Source organism: Klebsiella planticola ATCC 33531, assembly GCF_000735435.1.
Taxonomy (GTDB): Bacteria; Pseudomonadota; Gammaproteobacteria; order Enterobacterales; family Enterobacteriaceae; genus Klebsiella; species Klebsiella planticola.
The window spans coordinates 15,308-37,319 of record NZ_JMPP01000036.1 but is presented as its reverse complement, the minus strand read 5'-3'; the positions used below and the strand labels follow the sequence as shown (position 1 = coordinate 37,319).

22 protein-coding genes are annotated in these 22,012 nt (G+C 55.8%); 14 read left to right on the top strand and 8 right to left on the bottom strand.

Going from position 1 to position 22,012, the window contains the following annotated elements; all coding sequences use genetic code 11:
• The 8 genes from rsxB (at position 1) to gstA (ending at position 8,363) form a co-directional block, all read left to right on the top strand.
• Positions 1-579, top strand: a complete 579-nt coding sequence (rsxB, locus tag GRPL_RS09910; RefSeq protein WP_032696042.1) for an electron transport complex subunit RsxB — start codon at positions 1-3, stop codon at positions 577-579.
• Positions 572-2,527 (top strand): electron transport complex subunit RsxC, encoded by a 1,956-nt coding sequence (gene rsxC / locus GRPL_RS09915; RefSeq protein WP_032699679.1) that lies wholly within the window; start codon positions 572-574, stop codon positions 2,525-2,527. The genes rsxB and rsxC overlap by 8 nt, the downstream gene beginning before the upstream one ends.
• Positions 2,528-3,580 (top strand): electron transport complex subunit RsxD, encoded by a 1,053-nt coding sequence (gene rsxD, locus GRPL_RS09920; protein WP_032699678.1) that lies wholly within the window; start codon positions 2,528-2,530, stop codon positions 3,578-3,580.
• Positions 3,581-3,589: 9 nt separating this feature from the next.
• Positions 3,590-4,210: an electron transport complex subunit RsxG gene (gene rsxG / locus GRPL_RS09925; RefSeq protein WP_032699677.1), complete on the top strand. Its 621-nt coding sequence runs from the start codon at positions 3,590-3,592 to the stop codon at positions 4,208-4,210.
• Between the two features lie 3 nt (positions 4,211-4,213).
• Positions 4,214-4,918 carry an electron transport complex subunit E gene (locus GRPL_RS09930; protein ID WP_032696039.1) on the top strand — a complete coding sequence of 235 codons (705 nt, stop codon included), beginning with the start codon at positions 4,214-4,216 and terminating at the stop codon, positions 4,916-4,918.
• Entirely contained in the window at positions 4,915-5,550 is a 636-nt protein-coding gene (gene nth, locus GRPL_RS09935) for an endonuclease III (RefSeq protein WP_032696038.1), read from the top strand. Before GRPL_RS09930 ends, nth begins: the two co-directional genes overlap by 4 nt.
• A 599-nt stretch (positions 5,551-6,149) precedes the next feature.
• On the top strand, positions 6,150-7,655 hold the full coding sequence (gene dtpA / locus GRPL_RS09940; protein WP_032687410.1) for a dipeptide/tripeptide permease DtpA: 1,506 nt from the start codon (positions 6,150-6,152) through the stop codon (positions 7,653-7,655).
• A 105-nt stretch (positions 7,656-7,760) separates the two neighbouring features.
• Positions 7,761-8,363: a glutathione transferase GstA gene (gene gstA, locus GRPL_RS09945; protein WP_032687409.1), complete on the top strand. Its 603-nt coding sequence runs from the start codon at positions 7,761-7,763 to the stop codon at positions 8,361-8,363.
• A 46-nt stretch (positions 8,364-8,409) separates the two neighbouring features.
• Here the strand turns inward: gstA and pdxY are convergent, their stop codons facing one another.
• The 5 genes from pdxY to anmK all read right to left on the bottom strand — a co-directional run bounded on the left by pdxY (position 8,410) and on the right by anmK (position 13,102).
• Complete coding sequence (gene pdxY, locus GRPL_RS09950) at positions 8,410-9,270, bottom strand: pyridoxal kinase PdxY (protein WP_032687407.1); 861 nt, start codon at positions 9,268-9,270, stop codon at positions 8,410-8,412.
• A 61-nt stretch (positions 9,271-9,331) separates the two neighbouring features.
• Positions 9,332-10,606 (bottom strand): tyrosine--tRNA ligase, encoded by a 1,275-nt coding sequence (tyrS, locus tag GRPL_RS09955; protein WP_032687404.1) that lies wholly within the window; start codon positions 10,604-10,606, stop codon positions 9,332-9,334.
• Between the two features lie 241 nt (positions 10,607-10,847).
• Positions 10,848-11,504 carry a pyridoxamine 5'-phosphate oxidase gene (gene pdxH, locus GRPL_RS09960; RefSeq protein WP_015584201.1) on the bottom strand — a complete coding sequence of 219 codons (657 nt, stop codon included), beginning with the start codon at positions 11,502-11,504 and terminating at the stop codon, positions 10,848-10,850.
• Between the two features lie 57 nt (positions 11,505-11,561).
• Positions 11,562-11,885 (bottom strand): C-type lysozyme inhibitor, encoded by a 324-nt coding sequence (gene mliC / locus GRPL_RS09965; RefSeq protein ID WP_032687402.1) that lies wholly within the window; start codon positions 11,883-11,885, stop codon positions 11,562-11,564.
• Positions 11,886-11,977: 92 nt separating this feature from the next.
• The gene (gene anmK, locus GRPL_RS09970) at positions 11,978-13,102 is read right to left on the bottom strand and encodes an anhydro-N-acetylmuramic acid kinase (RefSeq protein WP_032699676.1); all 1,125 of its coding nucleotides are present in this window, start codon (positions 13,100-13,102) and stop codon (positions 11,978-11,980) included.
• Positions 13,103-13,369: 267 nt separating this feature from the next.
• Here anmK and slyB point away from each other — a divergent pair, with 267 nt between their 5' ends.
• Positions 13,370-13,837, top strand: a complete 468-nt coding sequence (gene slyB, locus GRPL_RS09975; protein WP_032687400.1) for an outer membrane lipoprotein SlyB — start codon at positions 13,370-13,372, stop codon at positions 13,835-13,837.
• Between the two features lie 1,135 nt (positions 13,838-14,972).
• Here slyB and slyA read toward each other — a convergent pair.
• On the bottom strand, positions 14,973-15,413 hold the full coding sequence (gene slyA / locus GRPL_RS09980; RefSeq protein WP_032687399.1) for a transcriptional regulator SlyA: 441 nt from the start codon (positions 15,411-15,413) through the stop codon (positions 14,973-14,975).
• 172 nt (positions 15,414-15,585) lie between these two features.
• Here slyA and GRPL_RS09985 point away from each other — a divergent pair, with 172 nt between their 5' ends.
• Genes GRPL_RS09985 through GRPL_RS09995 form a run of 3 tightly spaced genes read left to right on the top strand, consistent with a single transcriptional unit; the run spans position 15,586 to position 18,759 of the window.
• Positions 15,586-15,822: a DUF1656 domain-containing protein gene (locus tag GRPL_RS09985; protein ID WP_032687398.1), complete on the top strand. Its 237-nt coding sequence runs from the start codon at positions 15,586-15,588 to the stop codon at positions 15,820-15,822.
• Positions 15,823-15,832: 10 nt separating this feature from the next.
• On the top strand, positions 15,833-16,729 hold the full coding sequence (locus tag GRPL_RS09990; protein WP_032687397.1) for an efflux RND transporter periplasmic adaptor subunit: 897 nt from the start codon (positions 15,833-15,835) through the stop codon (positions 16,727-16,729).
• Positions 16,729-18,759: an FUSC family protein gene (locus GRPL_RS09995; RefSeq protein WP_032699675.1), complete on the top strand. Its 2,031-nt coding sequence runs from the start codon at positions 16,729-16,731 to the stop codon at positions 18,757-18,759. The genes GRPL_RS09990 and GRPL_RS09995 overlap by 1 nt, the downstream gene beginning before the upstream one ends.
• Positions 18,760-18,893: 134 nt before the next feature.
• On the opposite strand, the gene GRPL_RS10000 is transcribed toward GRPL_RS09995, so the two are convergent.
• A complete protein-coding gene (locus GRPL_RS10000; RefSeq protein ID WP_032696035.1) occupies positions 18,894-19,790 on the bottom strand; it encodes an aldo/keto reductase in 897 nt (298 codons plus the stop codon).
• 48 nt (positions 19,791-19,838) lie between these two features.
• The gene (locus tag GRPL_RS10005) at positions 19,839-20,078 is read right to left on the bottom strand and encodes a DUF1289 domain-containing protein (protein ID WP_032687394.1); all 240 of its coding nucleotides are present in this window, start codon (positions 20,076-20,078) and stop codon (positions 19,839-19,841) included.
• A 138-nt stretch (positions 20,079-20,216) separates the two neighbouring features.
• On the opposite strand from GRPL_RS10005, the gene GRPL_RS10010 reads away from it, so the two are divergent.
• Both GRPL_RS10010 and GRPL_RS10015 read left to right on the top strand, forming a co-directional pair.
• Positions 20,217-20,816 (top strand): TetR/AcrR family transcriptional regulator, encoded by a 600-nt coding sequence (locus GRPL_RS10010; protein WP_032696034.1) that lies wholly within the window; start codon positions 20,217-20,219, stop codon positions 20,814-20,816.
• Between the two features lie 53 nt (positions 20,817-20,869).
• Complete coding sequence (locus tag GRPL_RS10015) at positions 20,870-21,967, top strand: alkene reductase (protein ID WP_004862710.1); 1,098 nt, start codon at positions 20,870-20,872, stop codon at positions 21,965-21,967.
• Positions 21,968-22,012 lie beyond the last annotated feature (45 nt).

Here is a 22,012-nt window from a genome sequence, read left to right as displayed (position 1 = left end):
ATGAGTGCAGTCTGGATAGCCGTGATCGCCATTAGCCTGTTGGGGCTCGTTTTTGGCGTGATTCTGGGATACGCCTCCCGTCGGTTTGAAGTGGAAGATGATCCCGTTGTTGAAAAAGTCGATGAGCTTCTCCCGCAGAGTCAGTGTGGACAGTGCGGCTACCCCGGCTGTCGTCCTTATGCCGAGGCCGTCGGCACTCAGGGTGAGAAAATCAACCGCTGCGCTCCTGGCGGTGAAGCGGTGATGCTAAAAATTGCCGCTCTGCTGAACGTCGACCCGCAGCCCATCGATGGCGATGAACAGCAACTCGAGCCGGCACGCATGCTCGCGATCATTGACGAAAACAACTGTATCGGCTGCACAAAGTGTATCCAGGCCTGCCCGGTTGATGCGATTGTCGGCGCAACTCGCGCAATGCACACAGTGATGAGCGACCTTTGTACCGGCTGTAATCTTTGTGTCGCGCCCTGCCCGACGCAATGTATCGAGATGGTTCCTGTCGCGACGACCACTGAAAACTGGAAGTGGGACCTGCACACTATTCCAGTACGCAATATTCCTGTGGAACAACATGTTTAAGCTATTTTCCGCTTTCAGAAAAGATAAAGTCTGGGACTTCAACGGCGGTATTCACCCGCCTGAAATGAAAAGCCAGTCTAACGGTACGCCGCTGCGCCAGGTTTCCCTGCCGCAGCAGTTTGTGATCCCGTTAAAACAGCATATCGGCGCTGAGGGTGAGCTCTGCGTGCGGCCCGGCGATCGCGTACTGCGTGGTCAACCGCTGACCCGCGGCTGGGGACGAATGTTGCCGGTTCATGCTCCGACCTCCGGTACCGTCAGCGCCATCGCGCCACACTCGACCGCACACCCTTCCGCCCTCGCCGAGATGAGCGTCATTATCGATGCCGACGGTGAAGACCGGTGGATTGAGCGTGACGGCTGGAGTGATTACGCAAACAAAACCCGCGAAGAGCTTATCGAGCGTATTCATCAGTTCGGCGTGGCCGGGCTGGGCGGCGCGGGATTCCCGACCGGCAGCAAATTACGCGGCGGCGGCGACAAAATTGAAACCCTGATTATTAACGCCGCTGAATGCGAACCCTATATTACCGCCGACGATCGCCTGATGCAGGATTGCGCGGCGCAAATTATCGCCGGCATCCGCATCCTGGCCCATATTTTACAACCGCGTCAGGTGCTGATCGGGATTGAGGATAATAAACCGCAGGCCATCTCGATGATGCGGGCAGTCCTTGCCGATGCTCACGGTATCGAACTGCGGGTGATTCCCACCAAGTATCCGTCCGGCGGCGCGAAGCAGCTGACGCAGATCCTCACCGGCAAACAGGTTCCCCACGGCGGGCGCTCGTCGGACATCGGTGTGCTGATGCAAAACGTCGGGACCGCCTATGCGGTTAAACGCGCGGTGATCGACGGTGAGCCGCTCACCGAGCGCGTTGTCACCCTCACGGGCGAGGCGGTTACCCGTCCGGGCAACGTGTGGGCGCGACTGGGAACCCCGGTTCGCCATCTGCTGGAAGATGCCGGCTTCTGCCCGAGCGCCGAACAGATGGTCATTATGGGCGGCCCGCTGATGGGATTCACCCTGCCGTGGCTTGACGTTCCGGTGGTCAAAATCACCAACTGCCTGCTGGCGCCCTCGGCAAGCGAAATGGGCGACCCCGAGGAAGAGAAAGGCTGTATTCGCTGTAGCGCCTGTGCGGATGCCTGTCCGGCCGATCTGCTGCCGCAGCAGCTGTACTGGTTCAGCAAAGGCCAGCAGCACGATAAAGCCACCGCCCATAACCTGGCCGACTGCATCGAGTGCGGCGCCTGCGCCTGGGTCTGTCCGAGTAATATTCCGCTGGTACAATATTTCCGTCAGGAAAAGGCCGAGATTACGGCTATCCGTCAGGAAGAAAAGCGCGCGGCGGAGGCCAAAGCCCGCTTTGAGGCCCGCCAGGCTCGTCTGGAGCGGGACAAAGCCGCTCGTCTGGAACGCCACAAACAGTCTGCTGTTCAACCGGCCGCGAAAGATCATGCGGCGATTAACGCGGCGCTGGCCCGGGTTCGCGAAAAACAACGCGATGCCGCCCAGCCGATCGTTGTCCAGGCCGGAGCAAAACCGGATAACAGTGAAGCGATCGCCGCCCGCGAAGCCCGTAAGGCCGAGGCCCGCGCCCGCAAGCTGGCGCAGCAGGATCAGCAAACGGGACAGCCTGCCACCGAGGCTGCTGACCCGCGTAAAGCGGCCGTTGAAGCGGCTATCGCCCGCGCGAAGGCCCGCAAGGCCGAGCAGCAGGCCGCCGCACCGGCTGACGTGCAGCCCGCCGCCGAAGCCGTCGACCCGCGTAAAGCGGCCGTTGAAGCGGCTATCGCCCGCGCGAAGGCCCGCAAAGCCGAGCAGCAGCAACAGCAGATGACCCAGTCAGCCGCCAACGACGACCCGCGTAAAGCCGCGGTCGCCGAAGCAATCGCCCGCGTTCAGGCCAGGAAAGCATCCCGGCAGGCAGTTAACGAGGAATAAATGGTTTTCAGAATCGCAAGCTCTCCTTATACCCACAACCAGCGTCAGACCTCACGGATTATGCTGCTGGTTCTGCTCGCAGCCGTACCCGGCATCGCGGTTCAGACCTGGTTCTTTGGCTGGGGAACCGTGGTGCAGCTCGTTCTCGCCTCCCTCACGGCCTGGGCGACAGAGGCCGCCATCCTCAGGTTGCGGAAACAGAATATTGCCGCCACGCTTGCCGATAACTCCGCGCTGCTGACCGGTTTGCTGCTGGCCATCAGTATTCCGCCGCTGGCGCCCTGGTGGCTGGTCGTTTTAGGTACCGCCTTTGCCGTTATTATTGCCAAGCAGCTGTACGGAGGGCTGGGTCACAACCCGTTTAACCCGGCAATGATTGGCTATGTCGTGCTGCTGATCTCATTCCCGGTGCAGATGACCTCCTGGCTGCCGCCGCATGAGATTGCGGCCACCGTTCCAGGCTTCACCGACGCCCTGCAGGTTATTTTTAGCGGCCATACCGCCAGCGGTAACGATATGAACGCCCTGCGATTGGGGATCGATGGCATCAGCCAGGCCACGCCGCTGGATACGTTTAAAACGTCGCTGCATGCCGGTCACGCGGTGAAGGAGATCCTGCAGTACCCGATCTACGGCGGCACGCTGGCCGGTCTTGGCTGGCAGTGGGTCAATATCGCCTATCTGCTCGGCGGTCTGTTTTTACTCTGGCAGAAGACTATTCGCTGGCATATTCCGCTGAGCTTCCTGCTTAGCCTGACCCTCTGCGCCACCCTGGGCTGGATGTTTTCACCGCAGAGCTTCGCTGCCCCGCAGATTCATCTGCTTTCCGGCGCGACCATGCTCGGCGCATTCTTTATTTTAACGGATCCGGTTACCGCTTCCACCACCAACCGCGGCCGCCTGATATTCGGCGCCCTCGCCGGTGTGCTGGTGTGGCTCATCCGCAGCTTTGGCGGTTATCCTGACGGTGTGGCTTTTGCCGTGCTGCTGGCGAACATTACCGTTCCGTTAATCGACTACTACACGCGCCCGCGCGTCTATGGCCACCGCTGAGGACCAATGATGTTAAAAAGCATGCGCAAACACGGCATTACGCTGGCGCTCTTTGCCGCCGGCTCTACCGGGTTAACCGCGGCCATCAATGAGCTGACGAAATCGACGATTGCTGAGCAGGCGGCGACGCAGCAAAAAGCGCTGTTCAATCAGGTTTTGCCTGCGGACCGCTATAATAACGATTTGCTACAGAGCTGCTATCTGGTCGCTGCGCCACCGCTCGGTAAAGGTCAGCATAAGATCTGGATTGCCAAAAATAACGACGCCCCTGTCGGGGTGGTGATGGAAGCGACCGCCCCCGATGGTTACTCCGGTGCGATTCAGCTGCTGGTTGCCGCCGACTTCAAAGGCACCGTACTTGGAACCCGCGTGACGGAGCATCATGAGACGCCCGGCCTTGGCGACAAAATTGAACTTCGCCTGTCTGGCTGGATAACCCATTTTGCGGGTAAAGTCATTCATGGCCCCGGCGACAGTCACTTTGCCGTAAAAAAAGACGGCGGTGATATCGATCAGTTCACCGGCGCCACTATTACCCCACGCGCGGTGGTCAACGCCGTTAAGCGTGCCGGCCTGTACGCGCAAACGCTGCCCGCACAGATTCCCGAACTCACGTCCTGTGGAGAGTAAGCCATGAGCGAAGTCAAAGACGTTATTGTTCAGGGGTTGTGGAAAAACAACTCCGCGCTGGTACAACTGTTAGGCATGTGCCCCCTCCTCGCCGTGACCTCTACCGCCACCAATGCGTTAGGGCTGGGACTGGCGACAACCCTGGTGCTGACGCTGACCAACCTGACCATCTCCAGCCTGCGTCGCTGGACACCGGCTGAAATTCGTATCCCGATTTATGTCATGATCATCGCTTCGGTCGTGAGCGTCGTACAGATGCTGATTAACGCCTACGCATTTGGTCTGTATCAGTCTCTGGGGATTTTTATTCCGCTGATTGTGACCAACTGCATCGTGGTCGGTCGTGCCGAAGCGTTCGCTGCCAAAAAAGGGCCGGCGCTGTCGGCGCTGGATGGTTTCTCCATTGGTATGGGGGCGACCTGCGCGATGTTTGTGCTCGGTTCGCTGCGAGAAATCCTCGGCAACGGGACGCTGTTTGATGGTGCCGATAGCCTGCTGGGCAGCTGGGCGAAAGCGCTGCGGATCGAAGTATTCCATACCGATACGCCGTTCCTGCTGGCGATGCTGCCGCCGGGCGCCTTTATCGGTTTAGGGATGATGCTGGCGGTGAAATACCTGATTGATGAACGAACCAAACAGCGTAAAGCAAAGGCAGCTGAAGCGAGTCAAGCCGCGCCGGTTGATGCGCACAGGGAAAGTCTGGGATGAATAAGAGCAAACGTCTGGAAATACTGACCAGACTGCGGGATAACGACCCGCACCCCACAACGGAGCTGAATTTCAGCTCGCCGTTCGAATTACTGATAGCCGTACTGCTCTCGGCGCAGGCGACGGACGTCAGCGTGAATAAAGCCACGGCCAGGCTCTATCCCGTAGCGAATACGCCGGCAGCCATGCTGGCGCTGGGTGTTGATGGCGTCAAATCGTATATCAAAACCATCGGGTTATTTAACAGCAAAGCTGAAAATGTCATTAAAACCTGCCGGATCCTGCTTGAGCAGCACAATGGCGAGGTTCCCGAGGACAGAGCGGCGCTGGAAGCGCTTCCCGGCGTAGGACGTAAAACTGCCAACGTGGTACTGAATACCGCTTTCGGCTGGCCGACGATTGCCGTGGATACGCATATTTTTCGCGTTTGCAATCGGACACAATTTGCCCCCGGGAAGAACGTTGAACAGGTGGAGGAAAAACTGCTAAAGGTCGTTCCCGCCGAATTTAAAGTCGACTGTCACCACTGGCTTATTCTCCACGGCCGCTATACCTGTATTGCGCGCAAACCCCGCTGCGGCTCCTGCCTGATTGAAGATCTGTGCGAGTTTAAAGAGAAAGTCTACGAATAACATTCAGACAAACCATTACCCTGCTTGTGGTAATGGTTCTGTCCTTTGCGCTAATCCCCTGCCTTTAACGCCACTATTTCCGCACTCTACAGGACAATTAACCGCCTATATAACGTTCATCCAGGTTAATCATTTTTTGTGGCGAAAAAATTTCTATACATTTGTGATCCAGATCATCCACGCAACTTAATGTTAAATTATTGTTGCAACAATGATAAGGAAAGCCAGTATTTCCAATAGCAGAGCACCACTTACCAGGACAATACCCCATCATTTTTTAGGATTATGGGCTATATCACTATGTTCAAGGCTTATCAGCAGAATATATCGCCATTATCCGATCCCCTTCCCGTCCCGACAGATAAAAATATCACCAATGTGAAAAAGGTGAAATTTAACTCTGTATAACATTTGAATGACTGGCGTATTATAACGTCCAAGATATATGTAACAGAGTATTACAAAACGCTTGCCTGAACGGCCAGGATAGTGAACATTACTTCCCGTTTTCCCTCCAGAATAACTATAAAGGCGGCGGTCTTATCAGATTGCGCCCCGAACACCCCCCGTTAATATGGGATGTAAAAAAAGAGGTATATGTGTCAACTGCAAACAATAAACCAGCAGAAAGCGTGAGTCTGAACGCTTTCAAACAACCGAAATCGTTCTATCTGATCTTCTCGATCGAATTATGGGAGCGTTTTGGTTATTACGGCCTGCAAGGGATCATGGCCGTTTACCTGGTCAAACAGCTGGGTATGTCAGAAGCGGATTCTATTACTCTCTTCTCCTCCTTCAGCGCGCTGGTTTATGGCCTCGTGGCTATCGGTGGCTGGCTGGGCGATAAAGTGCTCGGTACTAAGCGTGTGATTATGCTGGGGACCATCGTCCTCGCTATCGGCTACGCCCTGGTGGCGTATTCCGGACACGACGCGGCTATCGTTTATATGGGTATGGCGACTATCGCCGTCGGTAACGGCCTGTTTAAGGCTAACCCGTCTTCCCTGCTCTCGACCTGCTATGAGAAAGATGACCCGCGTCTTGATGGCGCATTTACGATGTACTATATGTCCATCAACATCGGTTCCTTCTTCTCTATGCTGGCTACCCCGTGGCTGGCGGCGAAATTTGGCTGGAGCATCGCCTTCTCGCTGAGCTTCGTCGGGATGCTGATTACCCTGGTGAACTTCATGTTCTGCAAAAAATGGGTAAAAAACTACGGTTCGAAGCCTGACTTTGCCCCGGTACACTTCGGTAAACTGCTGGCGACCATCGTCGGCGTGATCGTCCTGGTGGTGATTGCGACCTGGCTGCTGCACAACCAGGGCATTGCCCGTATGGTGCTGGGCGTGGTGGCTCTGGGTATCGTGATTATTTTTGCGAAAGAAGCTATTGCGATGAAAGGGGCTGCGCGTCGTAAGATGATTGTTGCCTTCATTCTGATGGTTCAGGCGATCGTCTTCTTCGTCCTCTACAGCCAGATGCCGACTTCACTGAACTTCTTTGCTATCCGCAACGTTGAGCACGCCATTCTGGGCATTGACTTCCAGCCTGAACAGTTCCAGGCGCTGAACCCGTTCTGGATTATGATCGGCAGCCCGATTCTGGCCGCTATCTATAACAAGATGGGCGACCGTCTGCCAATGCCGCACAAATTTGCGATCGGCATGGTGCTGTGCTCGCTGGCCTTCCTCGTTCTGCCGCTGGGCGCCAAATTTGCAACCGATGCCGGTATCGTCTCCGTTAACTGGTTGATTCTGAGCTACGCGCTGCAGAGTATCGGTGAGCTGATGATTTCCGGTCTGGGTCTGGCGATGGTGGCACAGCTGGTACCGCAGCGCCTGATGGGCTTTATCATGGGCAGCTGGTTCCTGACTACCGCAGGCGCCGCTATCATCGCCGGTAAAGTCGCCAACCTGATGGCGGTTCCGGAGAACGTGACCGATCCGCTGCAGTCTCTTGCCGTATATGGCCATGTCTTCCTGCAGATTGGTATTGCTACCGCAGTTATCGCCGTGCTGATGTTTGCTATCGCACCGAAACTGAACCGCATGACCCAGGATGACGACTCAGTGAGCAAAGCTCGCGATACGGCAACCGCTTAAGCGCTTCGGGAAAACCAATAAATTTAGGCCGCTAACGTTTTGTTAGCGGCTTTTTTTTTACCCCTGGGCTAACATACAGAAAACTGCAGCCACGAGGAGTTACTGATGAAACTGTTCTACAAACCCGGCGCCTGTTCCCTTGCATCACATATCGCCCTGCGCGAAAGCGGACTGGACTTCACCTTACAAGGCGTCGACCTGCAGAAGAAGCGCCTGGAAAACGGTGAGGACTATCTGCAGATCAACCCGAAGGGACAGGTTCCGGCGCTGCTCCTTGACGACGATATCCTGCTCACGGAAGGCGTCGCCATTATGCAATATATTGCCGATCAGGTGCCGGATCGCCAGCTGCTGGCGCCGGTGGGCACCATTGCGCGCTACCAGACACTGGAGTGGCTGAACTATGTCGCGACGGAACTGCATAAAAGCTTTACGCCGCTTTTCCGCCCGGACACTCCGGAAGATTACAAACCGATCGTGCGCGCTCAGCTGGAGAAGAAGCTGCATTATATTGATGAGTCGCTGAAGGAGAAGCAGTGGCTGAACGGGCATCGTTTCACCATCGCTGATGGCTACCTGTTTACCGTACTGCGCTGGACCAGGGCCGTGAAGCTGGATATGACAGGTTACAGCAATATCGAGGCCTGGATGAAACACGTGGCCGCTCGTCCATCGGTGGCCGCGGCGCTGGCGGCGGAAGGGGTTTAATCGCCAGACATTATCTGCCCGGCTGCGAGGCCGGGCAGTTTTAAGGTTAAAGCTGCGTGGCGCTAAAGTAGTGCTCCGGCTGCGCAATACGATCCTGTGCGGCAACCACCTGCAGCTCGTACTCCTGCATATTTTTCGTGGCCAGCATAATTTCATACACCGCCGCGGTCACATGCTCCAGCGCATCGCGAAGCAGAGCCCCCTGCAGCAGTTTAACCAGCAGCAATCCGCTGGTGACATCGCCGACGCCAACCGGCTGACGCAGGCCAAAATCCACCAGCGGGCGGCTGATATGCCAGGCTTCATCAGCCGTCACCAGCAGCATTTCGAACCGGTCCATACTCAACCCGGCGCGGGCAAGATGTTTAACCAGCACCACCTGCGGACCCTGCGCAATCAGCTCGCGCGCGGCTAAGACGGCTTGTGCAACGTTCGCCACCGGATGACCGCAGAGGATTTCCAGCTCAATCAGGTTGGGGGCAATAATGTCGCTCGCCGGCAGCGCGTAGCGGACGTGAAACTCCGCCACGCCGGGTGCGACGATGCAGCCTTTCTCAGGGTGTCCCATCACCGGGTCGCAGAAATATTTCGCCGCCGGATTGGCCGCTTTTACCTGACGCACGATACCGAGAATATGTTCACCCTGTTCGGCGGAGCCCAGATAGCCACTCAATACCGCATCACAACGCTGCAGCTGATTAATATCAGCAATCCCCTGAACGATTTCGGTCAGATGCGCAGGCGGCATCACGCAACCGGTCCATTTCCCGTACTGCGTATGGTTGGAGAACTGAACGGTATTAAGGGGCCAGACGTTCGCGCCAAGGCGGCGCATCGGAAACTCTGCGGCACTATTGCCGGCGTGACCAAACACAACGTGGGACTGGATGGCGAGGATGTTCTTCATCTTGTGTACCTGACAGCAAAAAATAAGGGGCGTGGTTTCCCACGCCCCTGCCTTTACGCAATTACTTCCAGCAGACCAGACAGTAATTTTTCTTACCGCGACGCAGTAAGGTGTAGCGACCAAACAGACGATCGCCGTCATTAAATACATATTCCGGGTCGGACTGTTTTTCACCGTTGATGGTGACGGCGTTAGAGGCGATAGTCTTACGCGCCTGGCCACGCGATGGCTGAAGCTCGGAATCCACCAGCGCCTGCATCAGGTCGGCCTCTTTTTCCAGCTCAATCATCGGCACGCCATCCTGCGCCAGCTGTTCGAAGTCGGCTTCGCTCAGGTCGCTCAGATTACCGTTAAACAGGCTTTCGGTAATGCGTTTTGCTGCTACCAGCCCTTCTTCGCCATGTACCAGACGGGTGACCTGCTCGGCCAGCACGTACTGCGCGCGCGGGGCCTTACCGCTGTTTTTATCTTCTTCTTCCAGCGCATTGATCTCGGCAATGTCCATAAAGGTGAAGAACTTCAGGAAGCGATAAACGTCAGCATCCGCGGTGTTGATCCAGAACTGGTAGAATTTGTACGGGCTGGTCTTCTTCGGATCCAGCCATACCGCGCCGCCTTCGGTCTTACCGAACTTGGTGCCATCGGCTTTGGTGATCAGCGGAACGGTCAGACCAAACACCTGGTTCTGGTGCAGACGACGGGTCAGGTCGATGCCGGAGGTGATATTGCCCCACTGATCGGAACCGCCAATCTGCAGCGCCACGCCATGCAGCTTGTTCAGACACGCGAAGTCGTAACCCTGCAGCAGGTTATAGGAGAACTCGGTAAACGAGATGCCCTGATCGTCGCGGTTCAGACGCTGCTTAACCGCTTCTTTGTTGATCATCTGGTTTACGGAGAAGTGCTTGCCGATATCACGCAGGAAGGTCAGCACGTTCATGCTGCCAAACCAGTCGTAGTTATTCGCGGCAATGGCCGAGTTGTCACCGCAATCAAAGTCGAGGAACGGCGCGACCTGTTTGCGAATTTTATCCACCCACTCCTGCACGGTATCTTCGGTGTTCAGTTTACGCTCGGCGGCTTTAAAGCTCGGGTCACCAATCAGACCGGTTGCTCCCCCCACCAGCGCCACAGGCTTATGGCCTGCCTGCTGAAAGCGTTTCAGGCATAACAATGGAACAAGATGCCCCAAATGCAAGCTGTCAGCGGTTGGATCGAAGCCGCAATAGAGCGCGATCGGGCCTTGCGCCAGTCGCTCTGCTAACGCTTCCTCGTCCGTCACCTGGGCTACCAGCCCCCGCTCTTGCAATTGTTTAATCAAGTTACTGCTTGCCATCAAATTCTCCATGTATAAACGACTGCACCTTTGCCGGTACACGACTTTTCGCCAGACGCGAAAAAAAACATCTATGCAAAATCATTCAAGTTGCCTCAAGGCGGCAAGTACGGAGACTTACGCAAGCAAACGGCCGGAATAAGCCGGCACAGCCAACAAAGACGCAGCTTGAAAAATGAAGTCTATAGAATAAAGCGCCAGCCCATCCAGCACCAGCGCTTAACACAACAAATTTCAGGGATTACGGGGCCAGACGATCGATTTTCCACGCGCTGTTGTCGCGCTGGTATAAAAAACGATCGTGCAGACGGTGTTCACCGCCCTGCCAGAATTCCATCTGCTCAATATTCACGCGGAATCCCCCCCAGAAGCTCGGCAGCGGCACTTCGCCTTGCTGGAATTTCTGTTTCAGCTCCAGGAACTTACTTTCCAGGATACCGCGGGCTGAGATGCGGGTTGACTGCTGGGAGACCCAGGCGCCAATCTGGCTGTCGCGCGGGCGGCTGTGGAAATACTTCACCACTTCCAGCGTTGACAGGCGCTCCGCCTTGCCAGTCACCATCACCTGACGCTCCAGCATGTGCCACGGAAAAAGCAGGCTCACGCGAGGATTGTTTTCGATCTGGTGGGCTTTGCGACTTCCGAGGTTGGTATAAAACACCAGCCCTTTTTCGTCATAGTGCTTGAGCAGAACAATTCGCTGGTAAGGTTGGCCGTTTTCGTCAACGGTGGCGACGACCATTGCCGTCGGGTCGGCCAGCCGGGCGTCGCAGGCTTGTCTGAGCCAACGCTCAAATAAAGTCAGCGGTTCGGCGGGAAGATCGCGGCGGCGCAGGCCGCCACGGGTATACTCTCGGCGCAGATGCGCGATTTGCTGCAATTCGTCGTTATCAGACATGGCAAGTGAGAAAATAGTCATCGGGTGGCGTCATTGTGCGCCCCCGGGCCGGAAATCTCAACGTTTGGCCGTCTGCAGCTGACAGTTTTCCAGCACAACGCGATCGCGCTTGTAAACGGTGGCGCTGTCGCCTTTCGACCAGAAGACATACACGCCGTCGGTGTAGCGCGCGCCTGATGCCGAAAGCCCCTGTGCCAGATTCAACTGCTGGTTGTCATAGATAAAGCTGGCAATCTGCCGGGTATTGTTGATGTGCACGGTCAGCGGTTTCTGATCGCACTGATACTCCAGGGTATCCGTCTGCATCCGCTCCACAAACTGGTTATAGTAGCTACAGCCTGCGAGCATAAAGGGTACTACAGCGATAAGGATTTTTTTCATTCGTTTGCCTTCGACTATCCCGGTCCAGGAGGGCAAATCGCCCCCCGTTAACTTCATCCAGTTTACCGGTAAATAAAAAACAGGTGTTTCAGTTAACTCTGATTCTGCGGCCGGTTTGCGGGGAAAATGGCCCCGAGCACAGTGGCTTCACAAGCGCCGGTGACCGACGGGAGATTACCGGGGAGTCCGGACATCGTCCGCCATGCCAGCCAGGCAAATGCCAGCGCTTCCATATCATCGCCGCTGATACCAGCCGCATCGGTCGTAGACACCTCCGTACCCGGCAACAGCGCTGCCAGCCGCGCCATCAGCAGCGGATTACACGCGCCGCCGCCGCACACCAGCAGACGTTCACAGCCGCCGCTCAGCAGCACCTGTTCCGCGATGGTCACCGCCGTCAGTTCTGCCAGAGTCGCCTGCACATCCTGCGGACGCAGCCCCTGGAAACGAGCCAGATGGCGCTCCAGCCAGCCGTAGTTGAAATATTCACGTCCGGTGCTTTTCGGCGCCGGTAGCGCAAACCACGGATCGCTGAGCATGTTTTGTAGCAGCGGTAGCAGCACCTTGCCTTCGCTGGCCCACTGCGCGTCTTTATCGTAGGGTTTTCCACACTGACGCCAGATCCACGCATCCATCAGCATATTACCCGGTCCGGTGTCATAGCCGCGGACCGGCACGCCCGGCGCCAACAGCGACAGGTTGGCGATCCCGCCGATATTGAGCACCATCCGCCGCTCGACGGGATGCGCCAACAGCGCATGGTGGAAAGCCGGAACCAGCGGTGCTCCCTGACCGCCAAGCGCCATATCACGACGCCGAAAATCCCCCACCACCGTCACGCCGGTATGGGCGGCTATCTGGTTGTTATCACCGATTTGCAGCGTATTCGGCGCTTCGCCCGTTGGTTCGTGCCATACCGTTTGCCCATGACAACCGATAGCGACAATATCCGTCGGCTGCACATTCTCCTGACGCATAAGAGCCAGCACGGCATCGGCAAATAAGCGCCCCAGACGCGTATCCAGCTGACCGAGCTGGGATAACGTCAGCGTTTGCCCCTGGCAGATGGCCAGAATATCCTCTTTTATTGCCACCGGAATGGGGTACGACAGACTGGCCTGCTGCGCCACTACGCTTTCGTTGATTGCCGCCAGAACCACATCAATGCCATCGAGGCTGGTTCCGGACATTACGCCGATAAAGTGACCTGATTTCATACGCCTTCCTTCATTCCATGACTCTCGTATGCCTCACACTCCATCATAAAGAAGAGGGCAATGCTACGGTGCACTAACGTTTATTAACACTAAAGCGCGAAAGATTGCGCATTACGTAAAGAACTTATGTTTATGTTAAGTTGAAGAGGAGCGGATTATTATTTTTTGTCTGGTCCATGCTGGAAGTATGCCAGCCGACGATGAAATGCCATATAATTGAACGCATGGACGTTCAACAGAACACTATTCGGTGAAGGAGATTCATAAATGATTTTACGTGTTTTGGCTGTCTCGATGATTGGTTTATCGCTTGCAGGTTGCGTGAGCAGCAGCGGCCTCTCCGGAGACGTTTACTCCGCATCGGAAGCCAAACAGGTGCAAAGCGTCACCTACGGGACCATTGTTCATACCCGCGCAGTACAGATCCAGAGCGGTGATGACAGCAATGCTATCGGTGCTATCGGTGGTGCGGTGCTTGGTGGTTTCCTCGGTAATACCATCGGCGGCGGTACCGGCCGCTCTCTGGCCACCGCAGCAGGCGCGGTCGCCGGCGGCGTAGCCGGACAGGGTGTACAGGGCGCAATGAACAAAACTCAGGGCGTTGAGCTGGAAATCCGTAAAGATGACGGCAATACCATCCTGGTGGTGCAGAAACAGGGTAGCACGCCGTTCTCTGTCGGCCAGCGCGTGGCGATTGCCGGCAGCGGCAGCCAGGTTACCGTCTCCCCACGTTAAGTTTGAACCTCTCAGTGCGGTCTTTATGGCCGCCCTGCTTCTCCCTCTGGTTAATATCAAAACCGTGTCCGGTAGTGTCTGAAAAAAAGAACTCGGCAGCACCGCTGTTATATAAAAACACCGTGCTCGGGCAACCCCATGTTCGCTCACCGTCAACTCATAACGGCTTTGTCATCTTATTCCGTCACACTTCTCGCGCCGTCCCAAAAGATGGATATTGTTTTCAACAGCCATGCGTATTATTCTTCAGCACGGCGTGAAGGAATTTTATTCACTTCGTGTGCAGCGCTGTTTTCATGAAAGAGACAGGTTTATTTCGGGCCACATTAATGAATCGTATATCGATTTTGACTCCACGCCCCGCGGATTCACTTTTTTATTCATACTCCGCGTCACGCTTTCTTGCTTTAGGCTGACGGGTATGCCAGAAAATCCCTGTGCCTGACAGCCACCCACTGCGCTTTCGCAGCGTCTGAGGCTGGGGCGACAGGCCTGTCAGGCTAACGAGACGCTGTTCTTAACGAATACGATGCGACTGTTTATCACCGCTCGCATTTTCTCCACCTGTCGCCATAGCGAAAAACTCCCCCGGCAGGCACATACGCTTATTCTGGTATTGTGCATTGCTTTTGCCGGAAGTATTACTCTCTGCTCATTATTTCATTCAGGCCAGCGGAAGGCTATATATACCGAATTATTATTTTACCGCGGCCACACAATATAGTTTGCTGCGGTGAATCTTCTGCACAGCGTATTATTTTTTTGCTTTTCCTGTTGATGGCAGACACCAGTCGCAAAAGCCCCCTTCGGTGCAATGCCCGGTACCTTATTTATTTACGGTGTGATGTGTTTAACCTCTGTCGGGAATTCAGGGATAAATTATTGCTGTCAAAACTGGACCCACGATTTGCTGGGCCGGCGCTATAATTGCAGCCCCCTGGATAGCCTCACCGCTCTCCTGCTGGTCAGTACGGTTCATGAAGACTGACGGGGGCAGAACGTCTCCGTCAGGCGAAAACGAGACGATGCCGCCATGTATCAGGCCAGGAAAGGCGGAGGGAATCAGATGGCTAACTGACGCCTGGCATAACCGAAGATAAAAAAAGGGCCTTGAACGCTCAGGGCCCTGAATAAATTAATCTTTTGCCTGAAGATCGAGGATATTTTGTTCCAGTTTACGGATTAAATTGAGCAGCGTTGCGACTTCTTCTGCCGACACACCAGACAGAATCTCATCACGCGTCTTGCCGATCACTTCTTCCATTTCGTTGATCAGCGGCTCCGCTTTTTCCGTTAACCTGATTCGTTTCGCGCGCCGGTCGTTTGCACAAGTCTGGCGAGAAATAAGACCTTTCTCTTCCAGCTGATCCAGCGTACGCACCAGTGAGGGTTGCTCGATACCAATAGCTTTCGCCAGTTGAATCTGCGACTGCTCAGGAGGCAGCTGATGAATATTGTGCAGCGTGACCCAATGCGTCTGCGTTAACTCCAGAGGTTTCAGGCGATGGTCGATCAGCGCGCGCCAGACGCGCACTAAACGTGCCAGATCAGAACCCAGTGGCGATTCCAATTTCATCTCCTTATAATTAGCTTGCTAAGTTATTATACTGATTTTAGAATAGTGTGCAGCATTTGAATAATCAAAACAAATGAATTACCTGATACACCAAATTCAAAACAATGATTTACAATGTGTAATAGTAGCATGCTCTGAACATTCTCCCTGCAATGGCAAAGGATTTTTGCTTGTGAAACTGAGTCTTAACACTTCCGGATTGTCGCTCCAGGACCTGGTATTCGGTGCGTCAATTTACTTTCCTCCCCTGTTTAAAGCCGTATTGCTGGGATTTTTTATCTGGCTGGTTATTCACCGCCAGCTGCGCGACTGGATGTATGCCGGCGATATCTGGCATCCCTTGCTGATGGATCTGTCCCTGTTTGCACTCTCTGTGTGTCTGGCTCTGGTTTTACTGACTGCCTGGTAATGTTCACGACATGAAAAAACTCAAATACCTCTCGACCTTATTGGTCGCCGCACTCGCGATCATTGCCGCCTGGCTGGTCTGGAACTATTACACGCAATCCCCCTGGACCCGGGATGGCAAAGTACGCGCCGAACAGGTCAGCATCACGCCGCAGGTCTCCGGCAGCATCCTCCAGCTAAACGTTCGCGATAACCAGTTAGTCAAAGCCGGCGACGTTCTGTTCAGGATCGATGACACCCCTTATCGTATTGCCGCTCTCAACGCCGAAGCGCAGCTCGCGAAAGCGCAAGCGGAAATGGCCAAAGCCAAAGCGGAGCAAACGAAAGCGGCCAGTGATGCCCGTCGTCGTCGTCATCTTTCGCAAGAGGCAATCTCCGCCGAAGATCTGGAAAGCGCCAATACCGCGCTGAACACTGCGACGACCAACCTTGAGGCCGCCAAAGCGGTGGTCGGCGTGGCGCAGGCCAGTCTGGAGCACGCGCAATGGCAGCTTGGTCAGACGGCCGTGAAATCGCCGGTAGATGGCTGGGTGACAAACTTAACGACCCGCGTGGGCGACTACGCCTCGGCAGGCCATCCGGTTTTCGCCCTTGTCGATAGCAATTCATTTTATGTCATTGGTTACTTTGAAGAGACCAAGCTGCGCCATATTCGCGCTGGCGATAGTGCGCAGATAGTTTTGTACAGCAGCAAGCAAACGTTACAGGGTCACGTATCCAGTATCGGCCGTGCCATCGTCGACCAAAGTATCGAAGGCGGGAACAGCCTGGTTGCCAATATTAAACCGAATATCCCGTGGGTTCGTCTGGCCCAGCGCGTACCGGTGCGCATCGAACTCAACGGTTTGCCTGCGGATACGACGCTGGTTTCCGGGACCACCTGCACCGTCTCAATTGGCGAACCCTGATGAAGCTGCAGGTCCCGTCATGGCGTGCTCTTCCCTGGGTTAAAGCCAGCCGTCCGCAGTGGCGCTATGCCCTGCGTAACGGCATCGCGATGTGTCTCGCGCTGAGTATTGCTTACTGGCTGGATCTTGATGAGCCTTACTGGGCGATGACCTCTGCCGCCGTCGTCAGTTTCCCGACGGTCGGTGGCGTGATCAGTAAGAGCTTCGGACGCATTGCCGGAAGCCTGCTCGGCGCCTGTGCCGCGCTGCTGCTCGCCGGACATACGCTAAACGACCCCTGGCTATTTTTATTCAGCATTTCGGCGTGGATTGCGCTCTGTACCTGGGCCTGCGCAATGTATACCAACAACGTGGCCTACGCTTTCCAGCTCGCCGGCTACACCTGCGCCATTATCGCCTTTCCGGTTATCAACATTACCGACGCCAACGAGCTGTGGACTATCGCGCAGTCGCGAGTTTGCGAGGTTATCGTCGGCATCCTGTGCGGCGGGCTGATGATGATGATCATGCCCAGTACGTCGGATGGCACTGCGCTGCTGACGGCATTGAAAAATATGCATGCTCGCCTGCTTGAGCACGCCAGTCTGCTGTGGGTGCCGGAAACCACCGATGCCATTCGCACCGCCCACGAAAGCGTGATCGGGCAAATCCTGACCATGAACCTGCTGCGTATTCAGGCCTTCTGGAGTCATTACCGTTTTCGTCGTCAGAACCCGCTGCTGAACTATTTACTCCACCAGCAGCTGCGGCTGACCAGCGTCATCTCCAGCCTGCGGCGGATGTTGGTTAACTGGCCGGCCGCGCCGGCGCAGACCCGCGAAGTACTGGAAACGCTGCTTATCGCGCTGGCCAATCCACGGGCCGATTTTTACGCTGTCGCACGGATAATCGCCCCGCTGGCGCCTCCCGCCGATGCCGACTATCGCCATCTCGCGTTCTGGAAGCGCCTGCGCTACTTCTGCCGCCTGTATCTGGACAGCAGTCGCTGGCTCCAGCGCGTGGAAAACGCCTCGGTAATCGCCGAATTTAATGTTCCTTCCGCCCCGGCGTTAGCTCGTCATACCGATCAGGCCGAAGCGTTGTGGAACGGCATCAGAACGTTCTGCGCGCTGGTTGCGGTAGGAGCCTGGGGTATCAGCACCCAATGGCAGTCGTGCGCCGCCGCGCTCACCCTGGCAGCAATTTGCTGCGTGCTTTACTCGGTCTCACCCTCGCCGTTCAAATCATTGACCCTGCTGATGCGTACGCTGATATTGCTGTCGATATTCAGCTTCGGGGTGAAATTCGGACTGATGGTACAGATAACCGACCTGTGGCAGTTCCTGCTGTTCCTTTTCCCGCTACTGACCACCATGCAACTGCTTAAGCTGCAAATGCCCAAGCTGGCGGGTCTGTGGGGACAATTGATTGTGTTCATGGGGTCGTTTATTTCGGTGACCAATCCGCCGGTCTACGACTTTGCCTCGTTCCTCAACGACAATCTTGGAAAAATCATTGGCGTCGGCTTTGCCTGGCTTGCTTTTGCCGTGATCAGCCCCGGTTCCGATGCGCGCAAGAGCCGCCGGCACATAAAAGCGTTACGCCGTCACTTTGTCGATCAGCTGAGCCGCCGACCTCAACATAGCGAACACGAGTTTGAATCGCTGGTCTACCATCATATCAGTCAGTTAAGTAACAGCCAGGATGCCCTGGCGCGCCGCTGGCTGCTGCGCTGGGGCGTGGTGCTGCTTAACTGTTCGCACGTGGTCTGGCAGCTTCGCGAGTGGGAAACCCGTTCTGACCCGCTCTCGCAGGTGCGGGATTTATGCATCAGTCTGCTCCGGGATGTCATGAGCGAACGCGGAGTCCAGCAACGCCCCCTGGCCTCAACCTTGCAGGAGCTACAGCGAATTTGCGACACGCTGAACCATCATCATCAGCCGGCAGCAAAAGAGCTGGCAGCCGTGATCTGGCGGCTGTATTGCGCCCTGTCTCAGCTTGAGCAGGCACCTGCGGTCGGGACAATAACGGAGAGAGCGAGCGCCTCGTAAAACGGAATGCGTTCTGATTTTCAGCGAAGCGCTGTGGCGTGATGGCGAGGAGACAGCGGCAAACAACGCCTCCGGCAGGGCCATCCCGGTTCGTCGCCGACCGGGACAGCCATTGCGAAGGCGGCGTCAGTCAGTTATGGCACGTCATAACCCAGCGCAGCTTTGCGGATGCGGAACCACTGCTGACGAGACATATTCAGTTTTTCGGCCACCACGGCAGAGCGGACACGCTCGATTTTACCGGAGCCGATAATCGGTAACGGCTGCGACGGCAGACGCAGGATCCACGCATAAACCACCTGCTCGATGCTCTCAGCATTCAGCTCCTGAGCCACTTGCGCCAGCTCATCACGCAGCGGCTGGAAGCTTTCATCATTAAACAACCGCCCGCCGCCGAGGCAGGACCAGGCCATCGGCCGGATACGCAGCTGCTGCAGCTGATCCAGCGTACCATCCAGCAGCAGCGGCTGGTGTACCGGAGAGATTTCAACCTGGTTGGTGGCCAGAGTAAACGGCAGACGCGATTGCAGCAGCGTAAACTGCGCCGGCGTAAAGTTGGAGACGCCAAAGTGGCGAACTTTACCGCTGTGATGCAGTGCGAGGAAGGCTTCCGCCACCTCATCCGCATCCATTAACGGATCCGGGCGGTGAATCAGCAGCAAATCAAGATGGTCGGTCGCCAGATTGCGCAAGGACTGCTCGGCACTTAAGACGATATGATCGCGGTCGGTGATGTAGTGGCCGATGGTATTTTCGGCGCGGGCTTTAGTGGCAATCCCACACTTGCTGACGATTTCCATGCGACCGCGCAGATGCGGAGCCTGCTTCAGCGCTTCGCCAAAAGCCGCTTCGCACTGATAATCGCCGTAAATATCCGCGTGATCGACGGTAGTCACGCCCAGATCCAGGTGCTGCTCAATAAAGCTGACCCGCTCGTTCACGGACATATTCCAGTCCATCAAACGCCAGTAGCCCATAACAAAACGCGAGAATTCCGGCCCCTGCGGGGCCATAGCAATACGCTGAACCATAACAACGTCCTCAACAAAAAAGTGTGTTGAGTATACGCAATTTTGCCATTAAAACAGTGAAGGCTGCTGTGGTTCTTCCTCGGCCTGCGGTTTATTCGCGCGTAATTTGCGCAACAGACGCTGACGGCACAGGCGCAGCACGTCCTGCTTCTGGGCATCACTCATTGTTTGCCAGTGAAAACGCTCTTCACGACTACGAAAGCAACCGCGACAAAATCCACGTTCGTCCGACTGACAAATTCCCCGGCATGGACTCTGTACCGGGAAAAACTCCAGCTGCTCTGCCACTCCACGCCTCCGGCGACTCTTCTGTGTCTTTTATTGAAGACGTTTCAACTCTGCTTCGCAACTTTTGTTGTTCAGCCTCTGCCCCGGGCGACATTTTTTCGCTTGCATTAGACCAATCGGTCTATTACAGTGAGCGCCATGAACAAACATTGTGAATACGATACTCGCGAACATATTCTGGTGACCGGCGAACAGCTGTGCATGCACCGCGGTTTTACCGGAATGGGCCTGAGCGAACTGCTGAAAATAGCGGAAGTGCCGAAAGGTTCTTTCTACCACTATTTTCGCTCTAAGGAAGCTTACGGCGTCGCGCTGCTTGAACATCACTATGCTGGCTATATCCGCCGCCTGGTTGACCATTTTGCTCACGGCGAAGGGAACTATCGCGACCGTCTGCTGGCTTACTACCAGCATACCCTGACGCAGTTTTGCCAACAGGGTATTATCAGCGGTTGCCTGACGGTGAAACTCTCCGCTGAAGTGTGTGATTTGTCTGAATCCATGCGCGAAGAGATGAACAAAGGCGCCAGCCAGATTATTACGTTGCTGGGCGAAGCGCTGGAAAAGGGTCGCCAGGAAGGGAGCCTGACATTTAACGGCGATGCTTTTACCCTCTCCCAGGTGCTTTACTCCCTGTGGCTGGGGGCCAATTTGCAGGCCAAGATTACCCGCAGTGCAATGCCGCTGGAAAGCGCCCTTGCCCATGCCAGACAGATTATTGCAGCGCCTGACGTTTAACAGGCGTTTTTATTTAACGAATTACAAGACGACCGGTCTACTCAGGAGTCATTATGTCCGAATCAAAACTGTTTTCTCCACTGAAAGTCGGTGCAATAACTGTACCTAACCGCGTATTTATGGCTCCGCTGACGCGTCTGCGCAGTATCGAACCAGGCGATATCCCGACGCCGTTAATGGCCGAGTACTATCGTCAACGTGCCAGCTCCGGACTGATCATCTCCGAAGCCACGCAGATTTCCGCCCAGGCAAAAGGCTACGCCGGCGCTCCGGGCCTGCACAGCCCGGAACAGATCGCGGCATGGCAGAAAATTACCGCCGGCGTTCACGCTGAACATGGCCGTATCGCCGTGCAGCTGTGGCACACCGGTCGTATTTCCCACAACTCCCTGCAGCCCGGCGGCGAAGCGCCGGTTGCGCCTTCTGCTATCAGTGCGGGCACCCGTACCTCCCTGCGCGATGAACATGGCCACGCCATTCGCGTCGACACCTCCATGCCGCGTGCGCTGGAGCTCGATGAGATCCCGGGGATCGTCGATGATTTCCGCCAGGCGGTCGGCAATGCCCGCGATGCCGGTTTTGACCTTGTAGAGCTGCACTCTGCGCATGGCTACCTGCTGCATCAGTTCCTGTCCCCTTCTTCTAACCACCGTACCGATCAATACGGCGGCAGCGTTGAAAACCGTGCGCGCCTGGTGCTGGAAGTTGTGGATGCCGTCAGCAAAGAGTGGAGCGCCGATCGTATCGGGATCCGCGTGTCGCCAATCGGCAGTTTCCAGAATGTCGATAATGGCCCGAACGAAGAAGCCGATGCGCTGTATCTGATTGAAGAGCTGGCAAAACGCGGCATTGCCTATCTGCACATGTCCGAGCCGGACTGGGCCGGCGGCCAGCCGTACAGCGACGCATTCCGCCAAAAAGTGCGCGATCGCTTCCCGGGCGCGATTATCGGCGCCGGTGCCTACACGGTAGAAAAAGCCAACGATCTGATCGGCAAAGGCTTAATTGATGCGGTGGCCTTCGGTCGTGACTATATCGCCAATCCCGATCTGGTCGCTCGTCTGCAGCACAAGGCCGCGCTGAACCCGCAGCGCCCTGAAAGCTTCTACGGCGGCGGCGCGGAAGGCTACACCGATTACCCGACGTTGTAATCCCGCCGGGTATCGCGACGGTTAGCCGCTATCGTATTCTGTGGT

Excerpts from the sequence above, each read along its gene's own strand:
- rsxB (WP_032696042.1), top strand. The coding sequence starts at position 1 with ATGAGTGCAGTCTGGATAGCCGTGATCGCCATTAGCCTGTTGGGGCTC.
- rsxC (WP_032699679.1), top strand. The coding sequence starts at position 572 with ATGTTTAAGCTATTTTCCGCTTTCAGAAAAGATAAAGTCTGGGACTTC.
- rsxD (WP_032699678.1), top strand. The coding sequence starts at position 2,528 with ATGGTTTTCAGAATCGCAAGCTCTCCTTATACCCACAACCAGCGTCAG.
- rsxG (WP_032699677.1), top strand. The coding sequence starts at position 3,590 with ATGTTAAAAAGCATGCGCAAACACGGCATTACGCTGGCGCTCTTTGCC.
- GRPL_RS09930 (WP_032696039.1), top strand. The coding sequence starts at position 4,214 with ATGAGCGAAGTCAAAGACGTTATTGTTCAGGGGTTGTGGAAAAACAAC.
- nth (WP_032696038.1), top strand. The coding sequence starts at position 4,915 with ATGAATAAGAGCAAACGTCTGGAAATACTGACCAGACTGCGGGATAAC.
- gstA (WP_032687409.1), top strand. The coding sequence starts at position 7,761 with ATGAAACTGTTCTACAAACCCGGCGCCTGTTCCCTTGCATCACATATC.
- pdxY (WP_032687407.1), bottom strand. The coding sequence starts at position 9,270 with ATGAAGAACATCCTCGCCATCCAGTCCCACGTTGTGTTTGGTCACGCC.
- tyrS (WP_032687404.1), bottom strand. The coding sequence starts at position 10,606 with ATGGCAAGCAGTAACTTGATTAAACAATTGCAAGAGCGGGGGCTGGTA.
- pdxH (WP_015584201.1), bottom strand. The coding sequence starts at position 11,504 with ATGTCTGATAACGACGAATTGCAGCAAATCGCGCATCTGCGCCGAGAG.
- mliC (WP_032687402.1), bottom strand. The coding sequence starts at position 11,885 with ATGAAAAAAATCCTTATCGCTGTAGTACCCTTTATGCTCGCAGGCTGT.
- anmK (WP_032699676.1), bottom strand. The coding sequence starts at position 13,102 with ATGAAATCAGGTCACTTTATCGGCGTAATGTCCGGAACCAGCCTCGAT.
- slyB (WP_032687400.1), top strand. The coding sequence starts at position 13,370 with ATGATTTTACGTGTTTTGGCTGTCTCGATGATTGGTTTATCGCTTGCA.
- slyA (WP_032687399.1), bottom strand. The coding sequence starts at position 15,413 with ATGAAATTGGAATCGCCACTGGGTTCTGATCTGGCACGTTTAGTGCGC.
- GRPL_RS09990 (WP_032687397.1), top strand. The coding sequence starts at position 15,833 with ATGAAAAAACTCAAATACCTCTCGACCTTATTGGTCGCCGCACTCGCG.
- GRPL_RS09995 (WP_032699675.1), top strand. The coding sequence starts at position 16,729 with ATGAAGCTGCAGGTCCCGTCATGGCGTGCTCTTCCCTGGGTTAAAGCC.
- GRPL_RS10000 (WP_032696035.1), bottom strand. The coding sequence starts at position 19,790 with ATGGTTCAGCGTATTGCTATGGCCCCGCAGGGGCCGGAATTCTCGCGT.
- GRPL_RS10010 (WP_032696034.1), top strand. The coding sequence starts at position 20,217 with ATGAACAAACATTGTGAATACGATACTCGCGAACATATTCTGGTGACC.
- GRPL_RS10015 (WP_004862710.1), top strand. The coding sequence starts at position 20,870 with ATGTCCGAATCAAAACTGTTTTCTCCACTGAAAGTCGGTGCAATAACT.